Annotated in this window: 19 protein-coding genes and 1 pseudogene; 7 read left to right on the top strand and 13 right to left on the bottom strand. The window is 71.9% G+C overall.

Annotated elements, in window-relative coordinates; translation table 11 throughout:
• Positions 1 to 63: 63 nt before the first annotated feature.
• Positions 64 to 1,632: a S8 family serine peptidase gene (locus AB0H52_RS09160; protein ID WP_357946252.1), complete on the bottom strand. Its 1,569-nt coding sequence runs from the start codon at positions 1,630 to 1,632 to the stop codon at positions 64 to 66.
• A 217-nt stretch (positions 1,633 to 1,849) separates the two neighbouring features.
• Here AB0H52_RS09160 and AB0H52_RS09155 point away from each other — a divergent pair, with 217 nt between their 5' ends.
• On the top strand, positions 1,850 to 2,449 hold the full coding sequence (locus AB0H52_RS09155) for a hypothetical protein (RefSeq protein ID WP_151493024.1): 600 nt from the start codon (positions 1,850 to 1,852) through the stop codon (positions 2,447 to 2,449).
• Here the strand turns inward: AB0H52_RS09155 and AB0H52_RS09150 are convergent.
• The 3 genes from AB0H52_RS09150 to AB0H52_RS09140 form a co-directional block, all read right to left on the bottom strand.
• Positions 2,417 to 2,803 (bottom strand): hypothetical protein, encoded by a 387-nt coding sequence (locus AB0H52_RS09150; protein ID WP_151493023.1) that lies wholly within the window; start codon positions 2,801 to 2,803, stop codon positions 2,417 to 2,419. The two genes, AB0H52_RS09155 and AB0H52_RS09150, sit on opposite strands and share 33 nt — an antisense overlap.
• Positions 2,804 to 3,019: 216 nt before the next feature.
• Positions 3,020 to 3,241 (bottom strand): DUF397 domain-containing protein, encoded by a 222-nt coding sequence (locus AB0H52_RS09145; protein ID WP_151493022.1) that lies wholly within the window; start codon positions 3,239 to 3,241, stop codon positions 3,020 to 3,022.
• The gene (locus AB0H52_RS09140) at positions 3,211 to 4,092 is read right to left on the bottom strand and encodes a helix-turn-helix transcriptional regulator (protein ID WP_030487606.1); all 882 of its coding nucleotides are present in this window, start codon (positions 4,090 to 4,092) and stop codon (positions 3,211 to 3,213) included. Before AB0H52_RS09140 ends, AB0H52_RS09145 begins: the two co-directional genes overlap by 31 nt.
• A gap of 626 nt (positions 4,093 to 4,718) precedes the next feature.
• On the opposite strand from AB0H52_RS09140, the gene AB0H52_RS09135 reads away from it, so the two are divergent.
• A complete protein-coding gene (locus AB0H52_RS09135) occupies positions 4,719 to 5,003 on the top strand; it encodes a hypothetical protein (RefSeq protein WP_139586807.1) in 285 nt (94 codons plus the stop codon).
• Positions 5,004 to 5,101: 98 nt separating this feature from the next.
• Positions 5,102 to 5,545 (top strand): hypothetical protein, encoded by a 444-nt coding sequence (locus AB0H52_RS09130; protein ID WP_151493021.1) that lies wholly within the window; start codon positions 5,102 to 5,104, stop codon positions 5,543 to 5,545.
• Positions 5,546 to 5,552: 7 nt separating this feature from the next.
• Here the strand turns inward: AB0H52_RS09130 and AB0H52_RS09125 are convergent, their stop codons facing one another.
• The gene (locus AB0H52_RS09125; RefSeq protein ID WP_357946246.1) at positions 5,553 to 6,383 is read right to left on the bottom strand and encodes a PASTA domain-containing protein; all 831 of its coding nucleotides are present in this window, start codon (positions 6,381 to 6,383) and stop codon (positions 5,553 to 5,555) included.
• A gap of 124 nt (positions 6,384 to 6,507) precedes the next feature.
• On the bottom strand, positions 6,508 to 7,203 hold the full coding sequence (locus AB0H52_RS09120; protein WP_278125412.1) for a PASTA domain-containing protein: 696 nt from the start codon (positions 7,201 to 7,203) through the stop codon (positions 6,508 to 6,510).
• A gap of 125 nt (positions 7,204 to 7,328) precedes the next feature.
• On the opposite strand from AB0H52_RS09120, the gene AB0H52_RS09115 reads away from it, so the two are divergent.
• Positions 7,329 to 8,669, top strand: coding sequence for a hypothetical protein (locus AB0H52_RS09115; protein WP_357946243.1), 1,341 nt, complete (start codon positions 7,329 to 7,331; stop codon positions 8,667 to 8,669).
• A gap of 57 nt (positions 8,670 to 8,726) precedes the next feature.
• Here the strand turns inward: AB0H52_RS09115 and AB0H52_RS09110 are convergent, their stop codons facing one another.
• Both AB0H52_RS09110 and AB0H52_RS09105 read right to left on the bottom strand, forming a co-directional pair.
• Positions 8,727 to 10,205, bottom strand: coding sequence for a glutamate--cysteine ligase (locus AB0H52_RS09110; protein ID WP_151492513.1), 1,479 nt, complete (start codon positions 10,203 to 10,205; stop codon positions 8,727 to 8,729).
• 293 nt (positions 10,206 to 10,498) lie between these two features.
• Positions 10,499 to 11,080 (bottom strand): YceI family protein, encoded by a 582-nt coding sequence (locus AB0H52_RS09105; protein WP_151492511.1) that lies wholly within the window; start codon positions 11,078 to 11,080, stop codon positions 10,499 to 10,501.
• 86 nt (positions 11,081 to 11,166) lie between these two features.
• Between AB0H52_RS09105 and AB0H52_RS09100 the strand changes: the two genes are divergently transcribed.
• A complete protein-coding gene (locus tag AB0H52_RS09100; protein ID WP_151492509.1) occupies positions 11,167 to 11,670 on the top strand; it encodes a MarR family transcriptional regulator in 504 nt (167 codons plus the stop codon).
• A gap of 223 nt (positions 11,671 to 11,893) precedes the next feature.
• Here the strand turns inward: AB0H52_RS09100 and AB0H52_RS09095 are convergent, their stop codons facing one another.
• The 3 genes from AB0H52_RS09095 to AB0H52_RS09085 form a co-directional block, all read right to left on the bottom strand.
• Complete coding sequence (locus AB0H52_RS09095; protein WP_151492508.1) at positions 11,894 to 14,563, bottom strand: helix-turn-helix domain-containing protein; 2,670 nt, start codon at positions 14,561 to 14,563, stop codon at positions 11,894 to 11,896.
• A 158-nt stretch (positions 14,564 to 14,721) separates the two neighbouring features.
• Positions 14,722 to 15,870: an acyl-CoA dehydrogenase family protein gene (locus AB0H52_RS09090; RefSeq protein ID WP_151492507.1), complete on the bottom strand. Its 1,149-nt coding sequence runs from the start codon at positions 15,868 to 15,870 to the stop codon at positions 14,722 to 14,724.
• Between the two features lie 78 nt (positions 15,871 to 15,948).
• Positions 15,949 to 17,481, bottom strand: a complete 1,533-nt coding sequence (locus tag AB0H52_RS09085; protein ID WP_357946238.1) for an acyl-CoA carboxylase subunit beta — start codon at positions 17,479 to 17,481, stop codon at positions 15,949 to 15,951.
• 163 nt (positions 17,482 to 17,644) lie between these two features.
• On the opposite strand from AB0H52_RS09085, the gene AB0H52_RS09080 reads away from it, so the two are divergent.
• A complete protein-coding gene (locus tag AB0H52_RS09080; RefSeq protein ID WP_357946235.1) occupies positions 17,645 to 18,217 on the top strand; it encodes a snapalysin family zinc-dependent metalloprotease in 573 nt (190 codons plus the stop codon).
• 53 nt (positions 18,218 to 18,270) lie between these two features.
• Here AB0H52_RS09080 and AB0H52_RS09075 read toward each other — a convergent pair whose 3' ends face one another.
• Complete coding sequence (locus AB0H52_RS09075; protein WP_278125423.1) at positions 18,271 to 19,191, bottom strand: hydroxymethylglutaryl-CoA lyase; 921 nt, start codon at positions 19,189 to 19,191, stop codon at positions 18,271 to 18,273.
• Between the two features lie 32 nt (positions 19,192 to 19,223).
• Positions 19,224 to 19,469: pseudogene (locus tag AB0H52_RS09070) on the bottom strand (M1 family aminopeptidase); the annotation flags it as partial.
• Positions 19,470 to 19,574: 105 nt separating this feature from the next.
• Here AB0H52_RS09070 and AB0H52_RS09065 point away from each other — a divergent pair.
• Entirely contained in the window at positions 19,575 to 19,823 is a 249-nt protein-coding gene (locus AB0H52_RS09065) for a hypothetical protein (RefSeq protein WP_357946232.1), read from the top strand.
• Positions 19,824 to 19,989 lie beyond the last annotated feature (166 nt).

Below are 19,989 nucleotides of genomic sequence, written 5' to 3'. Positions count from 1 at the left end.
GAATTCGGTACGACACGAGGCCCCACCCGACGGCTTGGGTGGGACCTCGGTCGTGGGAGGCGGTCAGACGGTCAAGGTCCAGGTGTTGATGTAGCCGGTGTCGGCCGAGTACACGTCACGTACCTGGAGGCGCCAGGTGCCGTCGGCGGCCTCACCGGAGACGTTGGCCGTGTACGTGGTGTTCACGTTGTCGGCGCTGTCCGAGCTGCTGCTGTTCTTCAGGCGGTACGCGCTGCCGTCCGGGGCGAGCAGGTCGATGACCAGGTCACCTCGGTAGGTGTGCACAATGTTCACCGCCACCGTGGTGGCCGATGAGGCGTTGCGCCCGCAGCCGGAGATGGTGATCGCGCTGGTCACCGCCGCGCCGGCGTCCGGGATCGACACGTCGGTGCCGTTGGTGCCGGTGCAGCCGGTCGGCGGCGGGGTGGTGCCACCGCTGCCGACGTAGAGCAACTGGTTCGGGGTGCCGGTGCCGACGTTGGTCACCACGTTCGGGGTGGAGTTGCCGACCAGGTAGTCCCGCGCCTGCTGCGGGGTCCAGGACGGGTTCGCCGACAGCGCCAGCGCCGCTGCGCCGGCGACGTGCGGCGAGGCCATCGAGGTGCCGCTGATGGTGTTCGTCGCGCTGTCGCCGCTGTACCAGGCCGAGGTGATGTTGACGCCGGGTGCCAGGATGTCGACGCAGGTGCCGAAGTTGGAGAAGCTCGCCGCCGCGTCGTTGTTCTGCGTCGCGCCGACGGTGATCGCGGAAGCCACCCGGGCCGGGGAGTAGTTGCACGCGTTCTGCCGGACGCCGAGGGTGTTGCCATTGCCGGCCGCGACCGCGTACGTGACGCCAGAGTTGATCGAGCTGCCGATGGCCGTGTCGAGCGAACTGTTCGCGCTACCACCGAGGCTCATGTTCGCCACCGCCGGCTTGATCGCGTTCGCGGTGACCCAGTCGACGCCGGCGACCACACCCGCGATCGTGCCACTGCCGGAGCAGTCCAGCACCCGTACGCCGACCAGCTGGACGCCCTTCGCGACCCCGTACGAGGAGCCGCCGACGGTGCCGGCGACGTGCGTCCCGTGGCCGTTGCAGTCGTCGGCCGACCCGCCGTCCACGGCGTCGTAGCCGGAGGTGGCCCGGCCGCCGAAGTCGTTGTGCGAGAAGCGGATGCCGGTGTCGATGATGTAGGCGTGCACGTTGCTCGCCGTGTTCGGGTAGGTGTAGGAGCTGTCCAACGGCAGGTTGCGCTGGTCGATCCGGTCCAGGCCCCAGGAGGGCGGGTTGGCCTGCGTTCCGGAGATCGAGACGGTGTGGTTCTGCTCCACGTACGCCACCGCCGGGTCGGCCGCGATCCGCGCCGCCGCGTTGGCGCTCACGGTGACCTCGAAGCCGCGCAGCGCCGTGCCGTAGGTGCGGGCCACCGTGCCGCCGTGGCGGCTGGACAGCCGCTTCGCGGTGTCACCGACCCGGTCGCGGGCCACCGCGCTGTCCTTGAGGACCACGATGTAGCTGTCCGGCACGGCGGTGGCACCACCGGCGGCCTGGACCACGCCGACCGGTTCCACGGCCAGGGCTGGGGTGCCGACGGCCAGCGCGGTCGCCGTGGCCACCCCGACCAGTACGGACCTGCGTGGAAGACCCATCTCCTACCTCCCTCCGACCGGCGGCGGATCGCGACCACCGGCCCCACCATCAATCGACTGCTGCCGATCGAGCTGAGGGTATTTCAGTGGTCGCCCGGTTGAACATGTCGAAACGTCCATAACCTCGGTGGGATGACCCCCTACGGGGTCGGGGTCCGGGGTGAAGGGGGGACCGGCCCGGATTCGCTCGACGTCGATCCGGGAAAGACTCTCCGACATGGAGAGTCAGCTCACCATCCTGTTGCCGATCGCCGCCGTCTGGCTGGCCGCCGGCGTCCTGGCCGACGGCCTGCCCCGGCTGCGCAACACCCGCACGTTGCGTAGGCGTACCGGATGGTTGCTGGTCCTCGCCCTGAGCGGTGTGACCCTCACCGCGGCCGCGCTCGTCGGTGGGCTGTTCAGCGCGGGCACCGCCCCGGTCGACCGGGCCGCCGCCGGGCTGACCCTGGCCGTCGGCCCCGCGCTGGTGGTGGCGGTCTGCTCCGTACGGCGGATCCGGCGGCTGTGGGCCGGCGCCGGCGCGTTCGCCAGCGCGCCGGCCACCCCGGCCCCGCACGGCCTGCGTGCCGCGGCGGCACATCCCCTCGTCGGGCTGCCCTTGCAGGTGAGCGCCCTGACCACGCTGCCGGCGGTGATCGCGGCAGCCGGAGCCGACCTCGGCGCCGAGCCCGCTGTCACCGGGCCGGCGATCACCGTCGGCGCGCTCACGGTGGCCGTCATCGGCGTCCGGCACGCGCTGCGACACAGCCGGTTCGCCGAGCGGACCCGCCCGGCGGCGTCGACGTCAGCGCGAGCGGCCGGGCCCCTGCACGTATAGCAGCTCCAGGATCGCCCTGGTCGCCTCGAACCAGCGGTCCAGCCATCCGGGCGGCGGCACGCTGCCCTTCGGCGGCAACTCCAGCAGCAGACCGCGCAGCAGCGGGTGGTCGGCCAGCGAGCCGGTCGCCTCCATCGGCCAGCCGCTCGGCGGGAACGATGGCTCGACTAGCGGGTTCGGGTCGAGTGAGGGCAGGGAGAGGGGCGGATCGACCGACTCGGCGGCGGACGCCTCCTGGTCGCTCGACACCACCTCGGTCAGTACGGTGTCCCGACGCGCCCCGCGGTACTTGCCACCGAACCGCTCCGGCTTACCCGGACCGCTGGTGAGATTGTCTGACCCGATCGTCGTCATCCGTCTCGCCTACCTCGCTCGGTTGCGGATCGGCGCGGCGGATCATCGATCAGCGCCGCTACCGACCGGTTCAACGAGACGGACCCGCTGTGGCGACGGGAATCCCGGCGGAACCTCGCGGCCCACGCCCCCGACAGCGGCGCGGGCGCCCGGGGCCCGGGCACGGGAAGGTCCCCGCCCGGTCGGAACCGGACAGGGGCCTCACGCGACGCTCGGTCAGGCCGAGCCGAACACACCACCTCTGGTGCCGTCGACGAAGGCGTGCCAGTCACCCGGGGCAAAGACCAGGGCCGGGCCGGCCTTGTCCTTCGAGTCCCGCACTCCGACCGCCCCCGTCACGTACGCCACCTCCACGCAGTTGTCACAGTTCGGCCCGCTCTTCGAGCTCTTGAACCATGCTGCCTGCGTCAGGTCCACGGGGAACCCCTTGGTCGCCATTTCCACAACGGCTCCTCTGCCAGTTTTGCGATGTGTGCGACGGACTCCTCCGGACGTATGGCCGCAGCGCGGATGTGATCGAAGATGAAGCTGTACTTCTGTAGTTCGTCGCTCTTCTCGAGGAAGAGCCCACCCGTGGCGTTCTCCGCGTACACAACATCCGGATCACCGGGCTCAGGGAAGCTGAGGATCGTGAAGGTCCCGTCCATGCCGGCGTGCGCACCCACCTCGAAAGGCAGGATCTGAAGCGTCACGTTCGGCAACTCGGCCACCTCGACCAGCCTCTTCAGCTGGCCGCGCATCACCTCGTCCCCGCCCACCGGCCGACTCACCACCGCCTCATCGAGCACCACCCACAGATCGACCGGATCGTCCTGGGTCAATAACGACTGACGACCCAGACGGACACGCACCCTTTGGTGTACCTGATCGGCCGTGAAGTCCGGCCGGGCGGCGCGGATCATCGCACCGGCGTACTCCTCGGTCTCCAGAAGACCCGGCACCACCTGCTGCTCGTACGCCCGGATCGAGCTCGCCGCAGCCTCCAGACCGACGTACGCGCCGACGAGCACCGTGCTGTACGGATGCCACCAGCCCTTCTGTCGGGCCTCCCGGGCGATCTGCACCAGCTCGTCGCTCTCGGCGCCCACCACGCCGTAGATCCGCAGCATGTCCCGCACGTCGCGGGGCGTGGCCGTGGTGTGGCCGGTCTCGATCCGGGAGACCTTCGACGCGGAGCACTCCAACTGCTCGGCGACGACCTCGATGGTGATCCCGGCGGACTCCCGCTGGCGGCGCAGCTCGGCACCGAGCCGCCGCCTTCTGATGGTCGGGCTGCGCCGTTCACTCATCGCGCAACCTTCGAGTCACTGGTTCCCGCCGCTGGCTGCTCGACCCCACCCGGGCTACCTCCGGTCGACGCGCCGCTGGCTGCCGCCCGCCGGGGGCGCGACCGTCGACCGGCGAACGCTCGCGGCGAGGGGGTGGTGCCGGTCATCGGCCGGCCGCGACGGGCGACACCGGCCCCCAGTGTGCCGTCCGGACACGGAAGGCTTCAAGCGCCGCTTTGCGCGACACGCTCATGTATCGGCAAAAGTCGACGTGCAACTTGCATGAAGCACGTCGCTGATGCACTCTGTCCGTATGCCTCGGATCACTCAGCGTCTCCGTCTGATCCCCCGGAGTGGTGACCCCACCGATCCGGGGGCGTCGGGCACGACGCGGGCCCAACCGGCGCCACCGAGACCTGCTCCGGGGTGATGACCCCGCCGCTGCAAGCCGGCAAGCTGCGGCGGCGGGCGCGGTTCCTGGAAGCAGCCGGGTGATGGTCGGGTGGCGGCACGCCACCAGCGGAGTACGGCCCGACCACCACCATCCGCACCACCGGTCCACGAGGCACGACCCCGTCACCGGCCGAGACTCTTCCCCGACCAGTCACCGCCGGCGTAACCGCCGGCCAACCCTCCCAGGAGCCCATGTGCTTCCCCGCTCCGGTGACGTTCTGCACGTGACTCGCGCGGCGAGTGTCCAGTTCCTCAGGCCGATCATGTTCCGGGTGATCCGGGTGCTCGACTGGCCGACGTACGACGGTTGGCTCTGGCTCGACGGCTACGAGCTCAACGCCGCGGGCGACGCGGTCAACCGCCGGTCGATCTTCGTCCAGCGGGAAGGGTTGCAACAGGTGCAGGCCGCACCGGAACCCCGCCCGCACACCGTACGGACGCGGCGGCCCGTCTCCCGTACCCCCGTCCGGGTGGGCTGACCACCGCGATCCGCCGCCGGTGGGCGTGCCGTCACCATAGAATTGGTACGCCCACCCCGGCACCGTTCCACCCGCACGTCCCGGGCCCTGATCCTGGGATGGTCATGGTCAATCAGCCCGCCCCGCGGCGGCACCACCGCTCCCGTATCGCCTATGCCCTCGGATTGCTCGCCCTGCTCGCGGCCGTGACCACAGCCGTGGTCCTGGTCCGCGACCCGGCGTCGTCCGCGACCCGGCTGACCACCCCGGTGCCGGCACCGGAGATCACCGTGGTGGACGCCGACCCACCACTGGACGACGACCCCGGCTGGATCGGCGCCGTCGCCCCGAGCCACCACGCCGCAGCGGCCGACCCGACCAGCTCAGTGGCCGGCGCCGGTGCCGGTGGTCAGTCCGACGGACGCCAGGACCTCGCCGAGGCGGGCCCGACCGGGGACGCTTCGACGGACGTGCGCCGCTCACTGTTCTGGTCCGGGATCTTCGGTCTCACCATCTCGCTGGCCGGGCTCGGCCTGGTCGGCACCCGCCGCCGCATGTGGTGAACACCGGTCACGGTGTGCTCGTCGCCGTCGGGCTCGGCGCGGTCGGGCTGCTCCCGGTCGAGGGCCGGGCCTGCGAGACGATCAGCAGTACGTCCTCGCCGGTCGACACCGTCGTACCGGCCTCCGGATCGGTGCCCACCACCGTCCCGGGCGGCAGCTCCGACGGCCGGTACACCACCCGGTAGGGCAGGCCGAGCCGGTCCAGCAGCCCCTCGGCGGTGGCCTGCGGCAGGCCGGCGACCGGCGGCACCGGCACCTCGGCGGGCTCGCTGGACGGCGGCGGGCTGCTCGGCGTCGCACTGCTCGGCGTCGCGGAGGTGGGGGCGGCGCTGGTCGGCGCGGCGCTGGTGGCAGTGGTCGGGGGAATCGACGGGGTGGACTCCGGGTCGTCCCGGTCGCTGTCCCGAGCATTGAGCACCACCCAGAGCGCGGCCCCGAGCAGGCCGGCGAGCACCAGCGCGAGCACACCCCAGAGGATCGGCAGCCACCATCGCCGCCCACCCTGATCTTCGGCGTACCACTCGCCGCCCGGCTCGGCCGGTCGCGGCGGCCGTACCTCCGCCCGCCCCGACCACGGCGCGGGGTTGGACCGCTCCGCGGGCATCCGCGCCGTCCGGTCGGCCGGCTGCGCGAATACGGAGCGGTCGATCGGCGCCGTCTCGTCGGGCGAGGCGGAGCGATCCATCGGCGCCGTCTCGTCGGGTGAGGCAGCCCGGTCGATCGGCGCCGTCTCGTCCGGCGCGGCGGGCGTCCGCTGCGGCCGGTCGGCGGGCGGCAGGGCGCGGGTCCGGTCGTCGTCGTGCTCCCCGGCGGGCGGCTCCTGGCGGTCGTCGCTCATCGCACGTCCTTTCCCGAACCGGGCGGGCGGCATGGCCCTCGACCGTCAACCTAGCGGCCCACGGCACCATCGGCGGGGATCAGCGGCCCCGGCGAGCCGGGACACGGTCACCGGCCGACGCGGATCATAAGGTGGGTTTCGCGGTCGGCTGGCCGTTCGGATCCGCACCGCACCAGATGCTGACCTGGTCGTTCCAGCGGGCCGGGCCGTCCTCGGCCGGTTCCTGCCGGGTGACCTTTCCACTGCGTCCGCTGCGGTAACTGGGGTAGAGGCCCTCCTCGACCAACTCGTCGGCGGCCTTGGCGCAGTCGTCGCCAACCACATCCGGCACCTCGGCGGGCGGCGGCGGCCCGGCGATCTGGAGTTGCACGGTGGTGCCCCGGACGACCTCGGTGCCCACGGCGGGTGAGGCGCTCTCCACCGTACGACCGGTGCCACCTCCGAAGACCAGCCGCCAGCCCAGGCGCTGCTTGCGCAGCATGTCCCGGGCCTCCTCGAAATCGGCGCCGAGCACCGGCGGCACGGTCAGCCCGGACGCCTTGGTCGTGGTGGCGGTGGTGCGGGGAGCCGAGGGCGTGGTCCGGCCCGTACTCGGCCTGGGCGCGGTGGTCTGGGTGGTCGGCGTGGCGGACGCGGTCGCCACGGCGAGTGGCTGCTCCGGATCGTCGTCATCGCCGGCCAGCAGCCAACCGCCGGTCGCGCCCACCGCGGCGAGGAGCACCGCCACCAGCCCGCCACCGAGCAGCACGGTGGCCCTGCTCGGGCCGCCCCCGTCCCGGTCGCCAGCGGATTCCTGCCGCCCCGTGTTCACATCCGTCATACCGCACACCGCCTCATCACCGGCGACCGTACCGGTCACCGCCAAGCCCGTTCGCGCCCATCGGCCCGTGCCGGCGGATCATCTGCGACTCGCCGCGCCGTCGACGGGACGTTACGCTGCCCGGCATGGCCAGACGGGGCTGGGGAGTATCGATCGCGACGGCGATCGGGGTCGCTGCCGGCGCGGGCGCCGCACAACTGGGCTTCGGCTACGGGCTCGGCGTCATCACCTGGACGCCCACCGACGCCGGCGCCGCCGACACGGCATGGGCGGACGGCCTCGCCTGGGCGACCTGGCTGGCCGCCAGCTCAACGGTGCTCGGCGCGGTCTGCGCACAGCGGTTGCACCAGCGGCCGGCGCCGGTGACCCGTCCCGAGGTGCCCACCCCGGTGCCGGCGGACGGGTCCGAGCGTCCCTCGACTCCCGCCACCGGCCCGACCGGGACCGACCGACCGCCCACCGTGGATGGACCGACGGCTCCCGCTGAGAGCCGTGGCCTGCACGAACCGACGGCTCCCGCCGAAGGCCGTGACCTGCTGGGGCGGGTGGCCATCGCCCTCGGCGCCGGGCTCGGCGGGTTGGTCACCGTGCTACTCGTCGCCGTGCCCGCGCGGGTCGCGGTCGGCGCCGACAGCGACGTGCCACAGCGGATCGCCGCCGCGCACACGGCACTGGGCATCCTCATCGGCGTACTCGTCGCGCTCTGGGCGCTGCGCTCCCGCGCCGCCGCGGTGAACGTGACCGCGACGGCCGCCTGGCTGTGGCTGCTCGCCGTGGTCTCGGTGATCGACGGGGTACGCGTCGGACGCGGCCTGGTCGGTGCTCAGCTCGGCACGTGGCAGCTCGACCCGGATCACCCCCGGTACTGGATCGGGGACCAGCTCTACTGGCCCGGTGCGCTGCTGGCTCTCGTCCCCGCACTGGTGATCGGGGCGTCGGCCGCGCGGCGGGCCGCCCGATCACCGGGTCACCGGGTCGGCGCGGCGGCGTCCGGGGCGGCCGGCCCGTTGCTCGTCGCGCTCGCGTACCTGAGCACCGTGCCGCGCTGGTCGACGCCGGGCCCGGCACAGCTGTCCACCCAACTGATCGCCCCGTACGCGGTGATCGTCGGTGCCGGCGGGTCGGTGCTGGCCGCCGTCCTCGCCGAGCGCGCCCAGCGCCACCGGCACGTGGTTGCCCCACCCGCCCAGCCCGACCCGACGAGGGCCACGGTGGACGTCCCGGCCGGTGCGGCCGAACCCGGGTCGCCCGCACCCGGCATCGAGATCGGCACGTCGGCGCGGCGCGACGGACCCGACGCGCCAGAGGGATCCGGGCCTGGTGACGCGACTCGCGTACCCCGGGTGCCCGCACCACGGTCGGAGCCGGACCTTCCCGCCCACACCGGGACGCCACCGCAGGATCCGGTACCAACCCTTCGCCGCGCCCGGGCTACCCGCAAAAACCCCCGCCCCGCCAGCGACTGACCTGCGCCGCTGCCGCTCCCGCCCCTCCGCGCGGAGCGGGAGGTGAGGCGGGGGACGTCAGTGGACCGGCCAGGTGTGGACCGGCTCGTTGGTGCGCTGGAGTTCGGCGTAGTTCTGAACCATGTGGTGCAGGGCCGCGGGCCGGTCCATGCCCTGGTGCCGTTCCGCCGCCCAGACCGCCTCCGTCTGCCAGACCGCACCGTTGCGGCCGGTACGGCAGCGCTGCTCGATGATGCCGAGCAGCCGGTCCCGCTGCCCCGCCGCGACCCCGAACCCGTCCAGTCCCGCGGCGGCGGTGGGCAGCAGCTCATCCAGCACCAGCTTGGTGACCGGCACGTCGCCGAGCTGGGGCCAGTGCAGGACGGCGTCCAGACCGCGCCGGGCGGCGGCGTGGAAGTTCTCCTCGGCGGAGCTGAAGGTGAGCTGGCTCCAGATCGGCCGGTCCGCCTCGGCCAGACCACGGGCCAGGCCGAAGTAGAAGGCCGCGTTCGCCAGCATGTCCACCACCGTCGGGCCGGCCGGCAGCACACGGTTCTCCACCCGCAGGTGCGGACGGCCGTTCATGATGTCGTAGACCGGGCGGTTCCAGCGGTAGACGGTGCCGTTGTGCAACCGCAGCTCACCGAGCTGCGGCACACCGCCGGCGTGCAGCACCTCCACCGGGTCCTCGTCCTCGCAGATGGGCAGCAGCGGCGGGAAGTAGCGGACGTTCTCCTCGAACAGGTCGAAGATCGAGGTGATCCACCGCTCGCCGAACCACACCCGGGGGCGTACCCCCTGGGCCTTGAGCTCGTCCGGGCGGGTGTCGGTGGCCTGTTGGAACAGGGCGATCCGGGTCTCGGCCCACAGCTGGCGGCCGTACAGGAAGGGAGAGTTCGCCCCGACCGCCACCTGGACCCCGGCGATGGCCTGGGACGCGTTCCAGTAGTCGGCGAAGCTGTCCGGCGCGACCTGGAGGTGGAACTGGAGGCTGGTGCAGGCGGCCTCGGGGGCGATCGAGTCGGTGTGCGTCTGCAACTGCTCGACGCCGCGGATGTCCAGCTCGATGTCCTCGCCGCGGGCGCCGACGATCTGGTCGTTGAGCACCCGGTAGCGCTCGTTGGTGGAGAGGTTGTCCTCCACCAGGTGCCCCTCGGTGAGGGTGGGCAGGATGCCGACCAGGACGATCTTCGCGTCGGACCTGGCCGCGCGTTCATCGGCCCGGGCCAGGCTGCTGCGCAGGTCGTGCTCGTAGTTGGCGAAGCCGGTGCCCTCGATCAGTCGAGGTTCGGCGTTGAGTTCCAGGTTGAACTGCCCCAGCTCGGTCTGGAAGAGCGGGTCGGCGATGTCGGCGAGGATCTCCTCGTTGCGCATCGCCGGCTCGGCGGCCGAGTCGACGAGGTTGAGTTCGATCTCCAGGCCGGTCATCGGCCGGTCGGCGTCGAAGCCGAAGTCGTCCAGCATCAGGGCGAAGACGTCCAGGCATCGCCGGACCTTGTGCCGGTAGCGGACGCGGTCCTCCCGGGTGAAGGCGCCCTGCGAGACGTCCCTGCCCATGTGTCCTCCCGACGGGCGGCGCGGTCGGGATCCTGCCGTCCCGAAAAGCGCATTGTGAACCATCCACGGTAAGAGCGCTCACCTGGCCGGGCCAGAGGCCGGTTGCGGCGTTCCGACGCCAGCCGTGGCGAGCACGCTCGTGCCGCCACCTGTACCCCGTCGACATGGTGACGGATCCGCTCGCGGTGCGAGCAACTCGTGACAATTCACACCCGGACGGGAGGCCGTGGAGATGACGGCGGGCCCGCGCCGACGTGCGGCGCGGGCCCGGAGCGTACCGGCGATCCGAGGGATCAGGCCTGGCGGATGCCCTCGCCCTCGATCTCGATCTTGACCTTCTTGCCGACCAGCACGCCACCGCTTTCCAGGGCGACGTTCCAGGTCAGGCCGAACTCCTCGCGGTCGATCTCGGTGCTCGCGGAGAAGCCGAAGATGTCCTGGCCGAAGGGGCTGCGACCGACGCCCTCGAACTCCACCTCGAGCTCGACCGGACGGGTGACGTCCTTGATGGTCAGCTCACCGGTGAGCACGAACTCGCTGCCGCGGCGGGACGTGACGCCGGTGCTGCGGAACTCGATCGTCGGGTACTTCTCGGCGTCCAGGAACTCGGGGCTGCGCAGGTGCGCGTCCCGGTCGCCCTGGGTGGTGTCGATGCTGGCGGCCTGGATGGTCGCGACGACCGAGGACTGCAGCGGGTCCTCGGCGATGGTGATGGTGGCGGTCGCCTCGTTGAACTCACCACGGACCTTGCTCACCATCATGTGTCGGGCGACGAAGCCGACCCGCTTGTGCGCCACGTCCAGCACGTAGGTGCCGGCCGCCGGGATGGTGAGGCCGTCCCAGTCGCGGGTAACCGCATCGGTGCTGCTGGTCATGCTGCTGTCCTCCAGAAGAGATCGTTTAGTACGCCAACTATAACGATAACAATATTCCCCGTGTCAAGTACTGGTAGGATGAACGAGTGACCAACGTCTTCGACGATCCCCGGATCACCGCTGTCGGCCTGCTCTTCGAGGTGCACGCCGGGCTGTCGGCCCGGTTCGACGCACAACTGGAGGAGCACGGCTTCTCCGCGGTCGAGTTCGAGGTCATCACCCGACTGGCCCGCTCGCCGGGCAACCAGCTGAGGATGACCGACCTCGCCGCGCAGACGTCGCTCTCCACCAGCGGGGTGACCCGGGTGGTCGACCGGATGGAACGCGACGGTCTGCTCACCCGCCGGGCGTGCCCGAACGACCGACGCAGCTCGTACGCCGTGGTCACCCCGGCCGGCATGCAGCGACTGGACGAGACGCTACCGGGGCACCTGCAGATGATCGAGCAGTGGTTCACCGGTCAACTCGACCCGGAGGCCCTGGCCGCGCTCCTCGACGGCCTGCGTCGGGTCCGTGACGCCGTACACCCCTGCGCCACCGCCGGCAGCACCGACGCCGCCCCGGAGGAGGCCGCCGCGCCCCGACCCTGACCGGTTCGGCGGCCGTCGGCGGCACCGAGAAGCCGTGTGACACCACCGGCAGAAAGACCGGCAGAACTGACCTTGGCATCCGGATAAAAACCACGAAAAGCGCCTTCCGCTCGGGCTGCGGTGGCAGGCTTCGTCCACCGGGGATCCACCGGGGGGTGACGGCGCGGGCGAACAGCGAGGGGTAGCACCAAGGGGGCTCTTCGTCCGCGCCACTCCGCCGCCACTACCGCGTCGCCGGCCCTCCCCGGCTGGCGGTCAACGCGTAGAGCAACCCGGACTCCTGCGGCAGCAGTTGGATGCCACTGTCCTGACAGACCCGGTCGAGCCGGTCGAGGATCGCCGGGTCTCCGGTGCTCGCCGCCAGCCCCACCAGCGCCTCCACCACGTCCCGCCGGTCGTGACCGGCGTCGGCGGCGGCCGCGAACCACTCGGCGGCCAACTCCCGGTCACCCCGGTGCAGCGCCAGATTCCCCTCAATCAGCGCGCAGATCCCCACCTCGGGGCCACCCCAGGCGAGCACGGCGTCGTCCGAACGCGGCCGCGGCGGGCCGGGCGAGGGCATCAGGACGGCCGCCGCCTCGGCAGCCCCCGCGCGCAGCTCGGCGAGCACCTCGGTCGCCTCCGCACCGCGACCATCCTGGGCGAGCGCCAGGCCCACCGTGCCGAGCACCCGACGGCGATGCCCCGGATCGCCCAGCTCGGACAACGCCGCCACCGCACGCCGCCCCTGGTCCACGGCGTCGGCGTACCGGCCCTCCAGGCGGGCGACCTCGGCCCGGTTCGCCCAGGCCAGCACCCGTAACCGCTGCTCTCCACCCTCGGCGGCGAGCCGGTCCACGGCGGCCAGCCGGCGGCGCGCCGCCGCCAGGTCACCCACCCGGATCTCGTGCCAGGCGAGACTGTTCTGGGCCACCGCCAGGTCCCGCGTCCGCCCGTTGCGAGCAGCCAGCCGGAGTGCCGCCTCGGCCTGCTCGCGGGCCTCGTCATGGCTACCCACGGTGATCAGCAGCGCGCCGAGCACGTTCCGCGCCTCCAACTCCCCGGTCACGTCGCCCGCCTGCCGGAACATGTCCAACGCGGCCCGCGCCGTGGGCAACTCGTCGGCACCCGCACCGTGCTCGGTGGCGAGCCGAGCCACCCCGAGGGTCGCCCAGGCCCGCAGGACCGGATCGGCGTCGGCGGTCCTCGGGTCGGCCAGCAGCCGCCGCAACCACTGCCGCCCGGTGACATCGCGCCCGCGGAACCGCCACCACCGCGGCAGGCAGGCCGCCAGGCGGAGCGCGGTCAGCGGGTCGTCGGTCGCCGCGTGGGACAGCGCCGAGCTGATGTCGCTGCTCACCTCGTCCAACCGGTGCACCGCATCGGGCAGCCGGGGGCCGGCCAGGTCCGCCGCGGTACGCGCCGCCAGGCGGGCGACCACCTCGGCGTGCCGGCGCCGCAGACAGCCCAGCTCACCACCCCCGGCCGCCTGCTCGACGGCGAAGTCGCGGACCGCGTCGAGCAGCCGGAACCGGAACGAACCGGTGCCCCGCACGCTCAGCAGGCCCAACTCGACGAGCCGGTCCAGCACCGGAAGGGGGTCGATCGCCACGGTGCCGTCCCGGTCAGCCTCGTCGGCGAGCATCTCCTCGGCCTGCTCCACCGACCATCGGTTGCCGAACATGGCGAGCCGACGCAGCGCCGCCCGCTCGTCCGGGGCGAGCAGGCGGTAGCTGGTCGCCACCGCGTCCCGGAGGGTGCCCGCCACCGCCGCACGGATGGTGTCGGCACCGCTCGGACGACCGGTCGCCGCCTCCGGTCCGTCCCAGCCGGGATGGGTCGGCGGGTCGGCGGGGGTGGTCAGGTCGAGCACGCGGTCGCCGTACCGGTCGAGCAGTTCGGTGAGGTTGAGGAGCCGACCCCGGGCCGCCATCAGCTCGATGGCCAGCGGCAATCCGCCCAACCGGCGGACCAGCGCGGCCAGCGCCGGCAACTCGTCGGGGGTGGGCGGCTCCCGACGGACCTGGGCGAGTCGGGCGGTGAACAGGGCGACCGCCGGCCACGTTCCGAGCGTCGCCGATCCGGCCCTGTCGGCGTCTGGCGGCGGTACGTCGAGCGGCGCGACCGGCCAGACCCGCTCGCCGGGTAGCCCGACGGGATGCCGTCCGGTGACCAGCACGCGCAGGGACGGCAGCACGCCGGTCAACCGGTGCAGCGTCTCGGCCACCGGGCCGGGGGCGCGCTCGACCGCGTCCATCACCAGCAGCGTCGGCCGCCCGGAGAGCCGGGCGGCGAGTTCCGGCAGCCGGGCCGCACCGAGGACCGCCATCGAGGCGGCGAGCACGTCCGGGCCGTCCGAGCCCTCACCGATGAGCACCCCGGCCACACCACCCGGGTACGCCCCGGCGGCCGCGTGCGCCACGGACAGCGCCAGCGCCGTCTTGCCGACCCCGGCCAGCCCGACCAGGCTGACCAGCTGCGGCCCCGGCTCCGTGGTCAGCATGCCGGCCAGCTCGGCGACGTCCCGGTCCCGCCCGATGAGCGTGACCGGCGGCGGGAGGGCGACCGGCGGATCCGTGTTGGCGGGCCGGGTCGCCGCCGGAGCGGTCGTCAACGATGTCGAAGGAACGTCCGGCGGGGCGGTCTCGCCCCGGACCGGGCCACGAGCAGCGGCCATGAACGCCGCCCGGGTCGCGCCGCTCAGCTCCAACGCCTCGGCGAGCAGGCCGACCGTGGTGCGCTGCGGCCGGACGGACCGGCCACGCTCCAGGTCACGCACCGTCCGTACGCCCACGCCAGACCGGGCCGCGAGTTCGGCCTGGGTCAGGCCGGCGGCCCGACGGTGGGCGCGGAGCAGTTCCGGCAGCCCGGTACGACCGGCCGGCCCCCGTGACCCGTCATGATCCGGAGTCATGGGCACGAAGAGTACGGATCGGCTACGACCATCGGCAGTCGAACGTCGGGCTGCCGACGCCCGCTCGCCGAAACCCGACAGCCGAACGGACAGCCCCGCCCGGCACGCCCGGTCCAGCGATGCCGGACGATGCCGTACGGCGGGTCCGGTCGTTCCGGTCAGAGGCCCAGATCGCGCGCGATGATCATGCGCTGCACCTCGCTGGTGCCCTCACCGATCTCCAGGATCTTGGAGTCCCGCCAGAACCGGGCGACCGGGTACTCGTTCATGAATCCGTAGCCGCCGTGGATCTGGGTGGCCTCCCGCGCGTTGTCCACCGCGATCGTGCTGGCGTGCAGCTTGGCGATGGCGGCCTGCCGCTTGAACGGCTCGCCGGCCAGCATCCGGGCGGCGGCGTCGTAGTAGGCCAGCCGGGCGGTGTGCGCCTTCAACTCCATGTCGGCGATCTTGAACTGGATCGCCTGGTTGTCACCGATCGGCCGGCCGAAGGCGTGCCGCTCCTTCGCGTACTTGATCGACTCGTCGACGCAGCCCTGGGCGAGGCCGACGGCCAGCGCGGCGATGGCGATCCGACCCTCGTCGAGGATCCGCAGGAACTGGGCGAACCCTCGACCCCGTGCACCGAGCAGGTTGGCCGCCGGCACCCGGCAGTCGTCGAAGGTCAGCTCGTGGGTGTCCGAGGCGGTCCAGCCCACCTTGGAGTAGCCGGGCGCCACGGTGAAGCCGGGCGTTCCGGCGGGCACGATGATCGTCGACAGTTCCTTCGAGCCGTCCGGGTTCGTGCCGGTCACCGCGGTGACGGTGACCATGGCCGTGATGTCGGTCCCCGAGTTGGTGATGAACGCCTTCGACCCGTTGATCACCCACTCGTCGCCGTCCAGCACCGCTCGGGTCTGGGTGCCGGCGGCGTCCGACCCGGTGCCCGGCTCGGTGAGCCCGAAACCGGCCAACGCCTCGCCGCTGAGCAGCTTCGGCAGCCAGGTCGCCTTCTGCTCCTCGGTGCCGAACCGGTAGATCGGCATCGCGCCCAGCGAGACCGCCGCCTCCAGCGTGATCGCCACGCTGGAGTCGACCCGGGCGAGTTCCTCCAGGGCCAGGCACAGCGCGAAGTAGTCGCCACCCATGCCGCCGTGCTCCTCGCCGAAGGGCAGGCCGAACAGGCCCATCTTGCCCATCTGCCGGATCACCTCGTACGGGAAGGTGTGCTGCTCGTAGTGCTCGGCGATGACCGGTGCGACCACCTCGCGAGCGAAGTCCCGCACGCTCTCCCGCAGCGCCGCTTGGTCGTCGGTGAGCCGGAAGTCCATCTCATCCTCCTGTGGGGACGGTGCCGTCGGACGCTCGTGACGCCGGGACGGGTGGCTGTGCGGGGGTCGGTCGTCGGGTCAGACCGGGGTGACGCCGTGCCGGCGCCGGGAGAAGTGCCGATCCTTGGTACGCGCCGCCGCGAACCGGCGGACCAACTCGCCGCGCAGGTCGTGCGGCTCGACGATGGCGTCGACCACCAGCTCGCTGGCCAGCCGGACGACGTCGATGTCCTGCTCGTACTCGGCCCGCTTGGCGGCCACGAAGGCGGCCCGCTCGGCCTCGTCCTCGATCGCCGCGATCTTGTTGGCGTAGACCGCGTTCACGGCGGCCTCGGCCCCCATAACCGCGATCTTCGCGCTGGGCAGCGCGATGGTCGCGTCCGGCTCGAACCCGGGGCCGGCCATCGCGTAGAGACCCGCGCCGTACGCCTTGCGGACCACCACGCAGATCTTCGGCACGGTCGCCTCGGAGATCGCCGTGATCATCTTGGCGCCGTGCCGGATGATGCCCTGCTTCTCCACGGCGCTGCCGACCATGAAGCCGGGCACGTCGCTGAGGAACAGCAGGGGCACGTTGAACGCGTCGCAGAGCTGCACGAACCGGGTCGCCTTGTCGGCGGAGTCGACGAAGAGCACGCCGCCCTTGAACATCGAGTTGTTGCCGAGCACGCCCACGACCTGGCCGTCGAGGCGACCGAACCCGATGGTCAACTCCTTGGCCCACAGCGCCTGGATCTCGAAGAACGAGCCCTCGTCGAGCAGGCCCTTGACGTACCGCCGCATGTCGAACGCCTGCCGCTCGCTGGCCGGCACGAGGGCCGCCAGGTCGGCCTTCGCGGGCGCGGCGACGGCCGGCGCGGCCGGCGGTGCCTGCGTCCAGTTCGCCGGCAGGTACGACAGGTAGGTCTTCACCACGTCGAGCGCGTCGGCCTCGGTCTTGCAGAGGAAGTGCCCGACGCCAGACTCGGCGGTGTGCACCTTGGCGCCACCCATCGCCTCCAGGGTGGTCTTCTCCCCGGTGACCATCTCGACCATCCGGTCGGAGCCGAGGTACATGCTGGCGTTGCCGTCGACCATGGCGACCACGTCGCAGAACGCCGGAATGTACGCCCCACCGGCGGCGCTCGGGCCGAACAGCGCGCACACCTGCGGGATGGAGCCGGAGGCGCGAACCTGGTTCCAGAAGATCTTGCCGGCGCCACGCCGGCCGGGGAAGAGGTCGACCTGGTCGGTGATCCGGGCGCCGGCCGAGTCGACCAGGTAGACCATCGGCACGCCGGCGCCGTACGCCCGCTCGATGATCCGGATGATCTTTTCGACGGTACGGGCGCCCCAGCTGCCGGCCTTGACGGTGGAGTCGTTGGCCATCAGGCAGACCTGCCGCCCGTCGATGGTGGCGGTGCCGGTGACCACGCCGTCGGCGGGCAGCCCGTCGGCGAGCGCGTTCGCGTAGAGGCCGTCCTCGACGAACGAGCCCTCGTCGACCAGGAGCGCGACCCGCTCACGGGCGAACAGCTTGCCCTTGGCCGCGTTGGCGGCGTGGTACTTGTCCGCGCCGCCGGACCGGGCCCGCTTGCGCAGTTGCTCCAGCGCCTCACCGTCGAGCGTCACGCCGACCCCCTCGCCACACCAACCTAAACGATCGTTAGGTTAGCGCATTCGCGCGCCGGGCGGCGACCCGACGCGGTCGACCACCCCTGGAAACGAATGCATTGAAATGTATAGATGTTTACCGTTAGGCTCCTGGCACCCCCTCCCAAGATTGGAGTCAGCGATGACCTCACGACTCAATCGGCTCGCGGTCGCGATGCTCGCGACGGCACTCGCCACCCTCGGCGTCACGGTCGCCAACCCGTCGCCCGCGTCCGCCGCCATGACCATCTGCTACAACACCAGCCAGGCAGGCGCCTACGCCGGCACCGCCAACCAGGCCGCCTCGATCTGGAACAACGCCACCGTCAACCTGACGCTTTCCGCCAACTGCGGCTCCAACCTGCGGATCTACCAGATCACCGGCGGCGGCTCGTACGCCGTGCGGACCAGCCTCGGCAACGGCCGGGTCTACATCGACACCCAACAGGCCGCGCAGTACAGCCCGCTGCGGATCATGACCCACGAGATCGGGCACATCCTCGGCCTGCCGGACAACTACAACGGCAACTGCGCGATCCTGATGTCCGGCGGCAGCGCCGGCACCAGCTGCACCAACCCGTACCCGAGCACCACCGAGGCGAACCGGGTGAGCAGCCTCTTCGCCGGCACGTTCAGCGCCACCGAGCGCAGCACCGACCGCAGCGCGGACATCTTCCGCGACAGCTGGCCGGCCGCGCTCGCTCCGGTGAGCTGACCGACAGATACGTGGAAGGGGCCGGCGCACGCGCCGGCCCCTTCCACGCGTCCTCAGCTCGGCATCGGCGTCAGCCGGGTACGCGGACCGGCCCGCAGCACGCCCGACGGCAGCTTCTTGCCGAGCAGATCCTCGGCCAACTCCGCCGCCTCGATCAGGGCCGCCAGGTCGATGCCGGTGTCGATGCCCATGTCGTGCAGCATGTGCACGGCCTCCTCGGTGGCCAGGTTGCCGCTCGCCCCGGGGGCGTACGGGCAGCCGCCCAGACCACCCACACTGGCGTCGAACTCGGTCACCCCCAGCTCCAGAGCGGTCAACAGGTTCGCCAGCGCCGTACCCCGGGTGTTGTGGAAGTGCAGCAGCACCGGCACGTGCGCGTTGCGGTCGCGTACCGCCGTCAGCAGCTCACGGACCCGGCGCGGCGTGCCCATGCCGGTGGTGTCGCCGAACGCCACCCGGTCCGCGCCGTCACGGACCACCCGGTCGACGATGCCGGCCACCCGCGCCGGGTCGACGTCCCCCTCGTACGGGCAGCCGAAGCTGGTCGCCACGATCACCTCGACCCGCGCCGAGGCACCGTGCAGGAGGTCGATCAGCTCGGCGATGTCGTCCAACGACTCGTCGGTCGAGCGGTTGACGTTGCGACGGTTGTGCGTGTCGCTGGCCGACACCACCACCTCGATCTCGGTGAACCCCGCGGCCAGGGCCCGCTGCGCGCCCCGGGTGTTCGGCACCAGCGCCGAATAGCGCACCCCGTCGGCCTTCGCGGCCCGCCGCCACACCTCATCGGCGTCGGCCATCTGCGGAATGGCCTTCGGATGCACGAACGACACCGCCTCGATCCGGCGTACGCCGGTGGCGGAGAGCGCGTCGAGCAGCCGCACCTTGGCGGCGGCGGGAATCGGCTCCTCGTTCTGCAACCCGTCCCGCGGCCCAACCTCACGGATGGAGACGAAATCCGGCAGTTCCGCCATAAGGAGTCACCTCACGCAATCGACTATGTCCGTTACTTGTGGTCCGCCAGCGGGCCGGGGTAGAGGTTCGCTGGGGAGGGCACGGCGGTGCCGTGGACCCACTCGGCGAAGAAGCCGGTGAGGTCGACGGTGGTGTTGCGCTGAGCAAGCGCCTCGAACTGGGTGAACGACGCGTTGCCGTAGCGGTGGTCGCGCAGCCACTGCCGAAGCGTACCGAAGAAGGCAGTGTCACCCACCGTGCGGCGAAGTGCGTGCAGCATCAGCGCGCCCTTGCCGTAGAGAGCCGAATCGAGCTCTCCCGGCCGCGCACCTCGCCGCCGGCCGCTCGCCCCGCCCCGGCCCCACCGGCCTCGCGCCCGGCACCCGCGCCCCTGACGGCCCCGGTGGCGGTGCCCACCGGCAGCCCGTACGTGGTCGGCCCCGACACCATCCGGCTACTGGTCGCGATCGGGCAACGGGACTACGTGTCCCCGGTCGACCTCGGCGACTGCCCGTTCTACGTGGTCAACCGCTCCCGCCTGTGTGGCCTGGCCGCCCCGTACCGGGTGCTGCTCACCCCCGGCGCGTACCTCTCGGCCTGCCAAGGTCACGCGCTGTCCATCCGGTCACAGGCCCAATGCCACGTAGCTTAAGTTGATCATGTTGTGTGGGGTCGAAGACGGTAGATGTGAACGGTGGCTGGGTCTGGGTGGCGGATGCTGGCCGGCTCGTCGCGATTCTTGACGCGGTAGCTGTTGTGGCGGGCTCGTTTGACGGCGCGGGGGCAGGTGCGTTCCCGGCGTTCGGGGATCAGCAGGG

The organism is Micromonospora sp. NPDC050695, from assembly GCF_040654415.1.
In the GTDB taxonomy this organism is placed as follows: domain Bacteria; phylum Actinomycetota; class Actinomycetes; order Mycobacteriales; family Micromonosporaceae; genus Micromonospora.
This window is presented reverse-complemented; position numbering and strand designations above follow the sequence as displayed.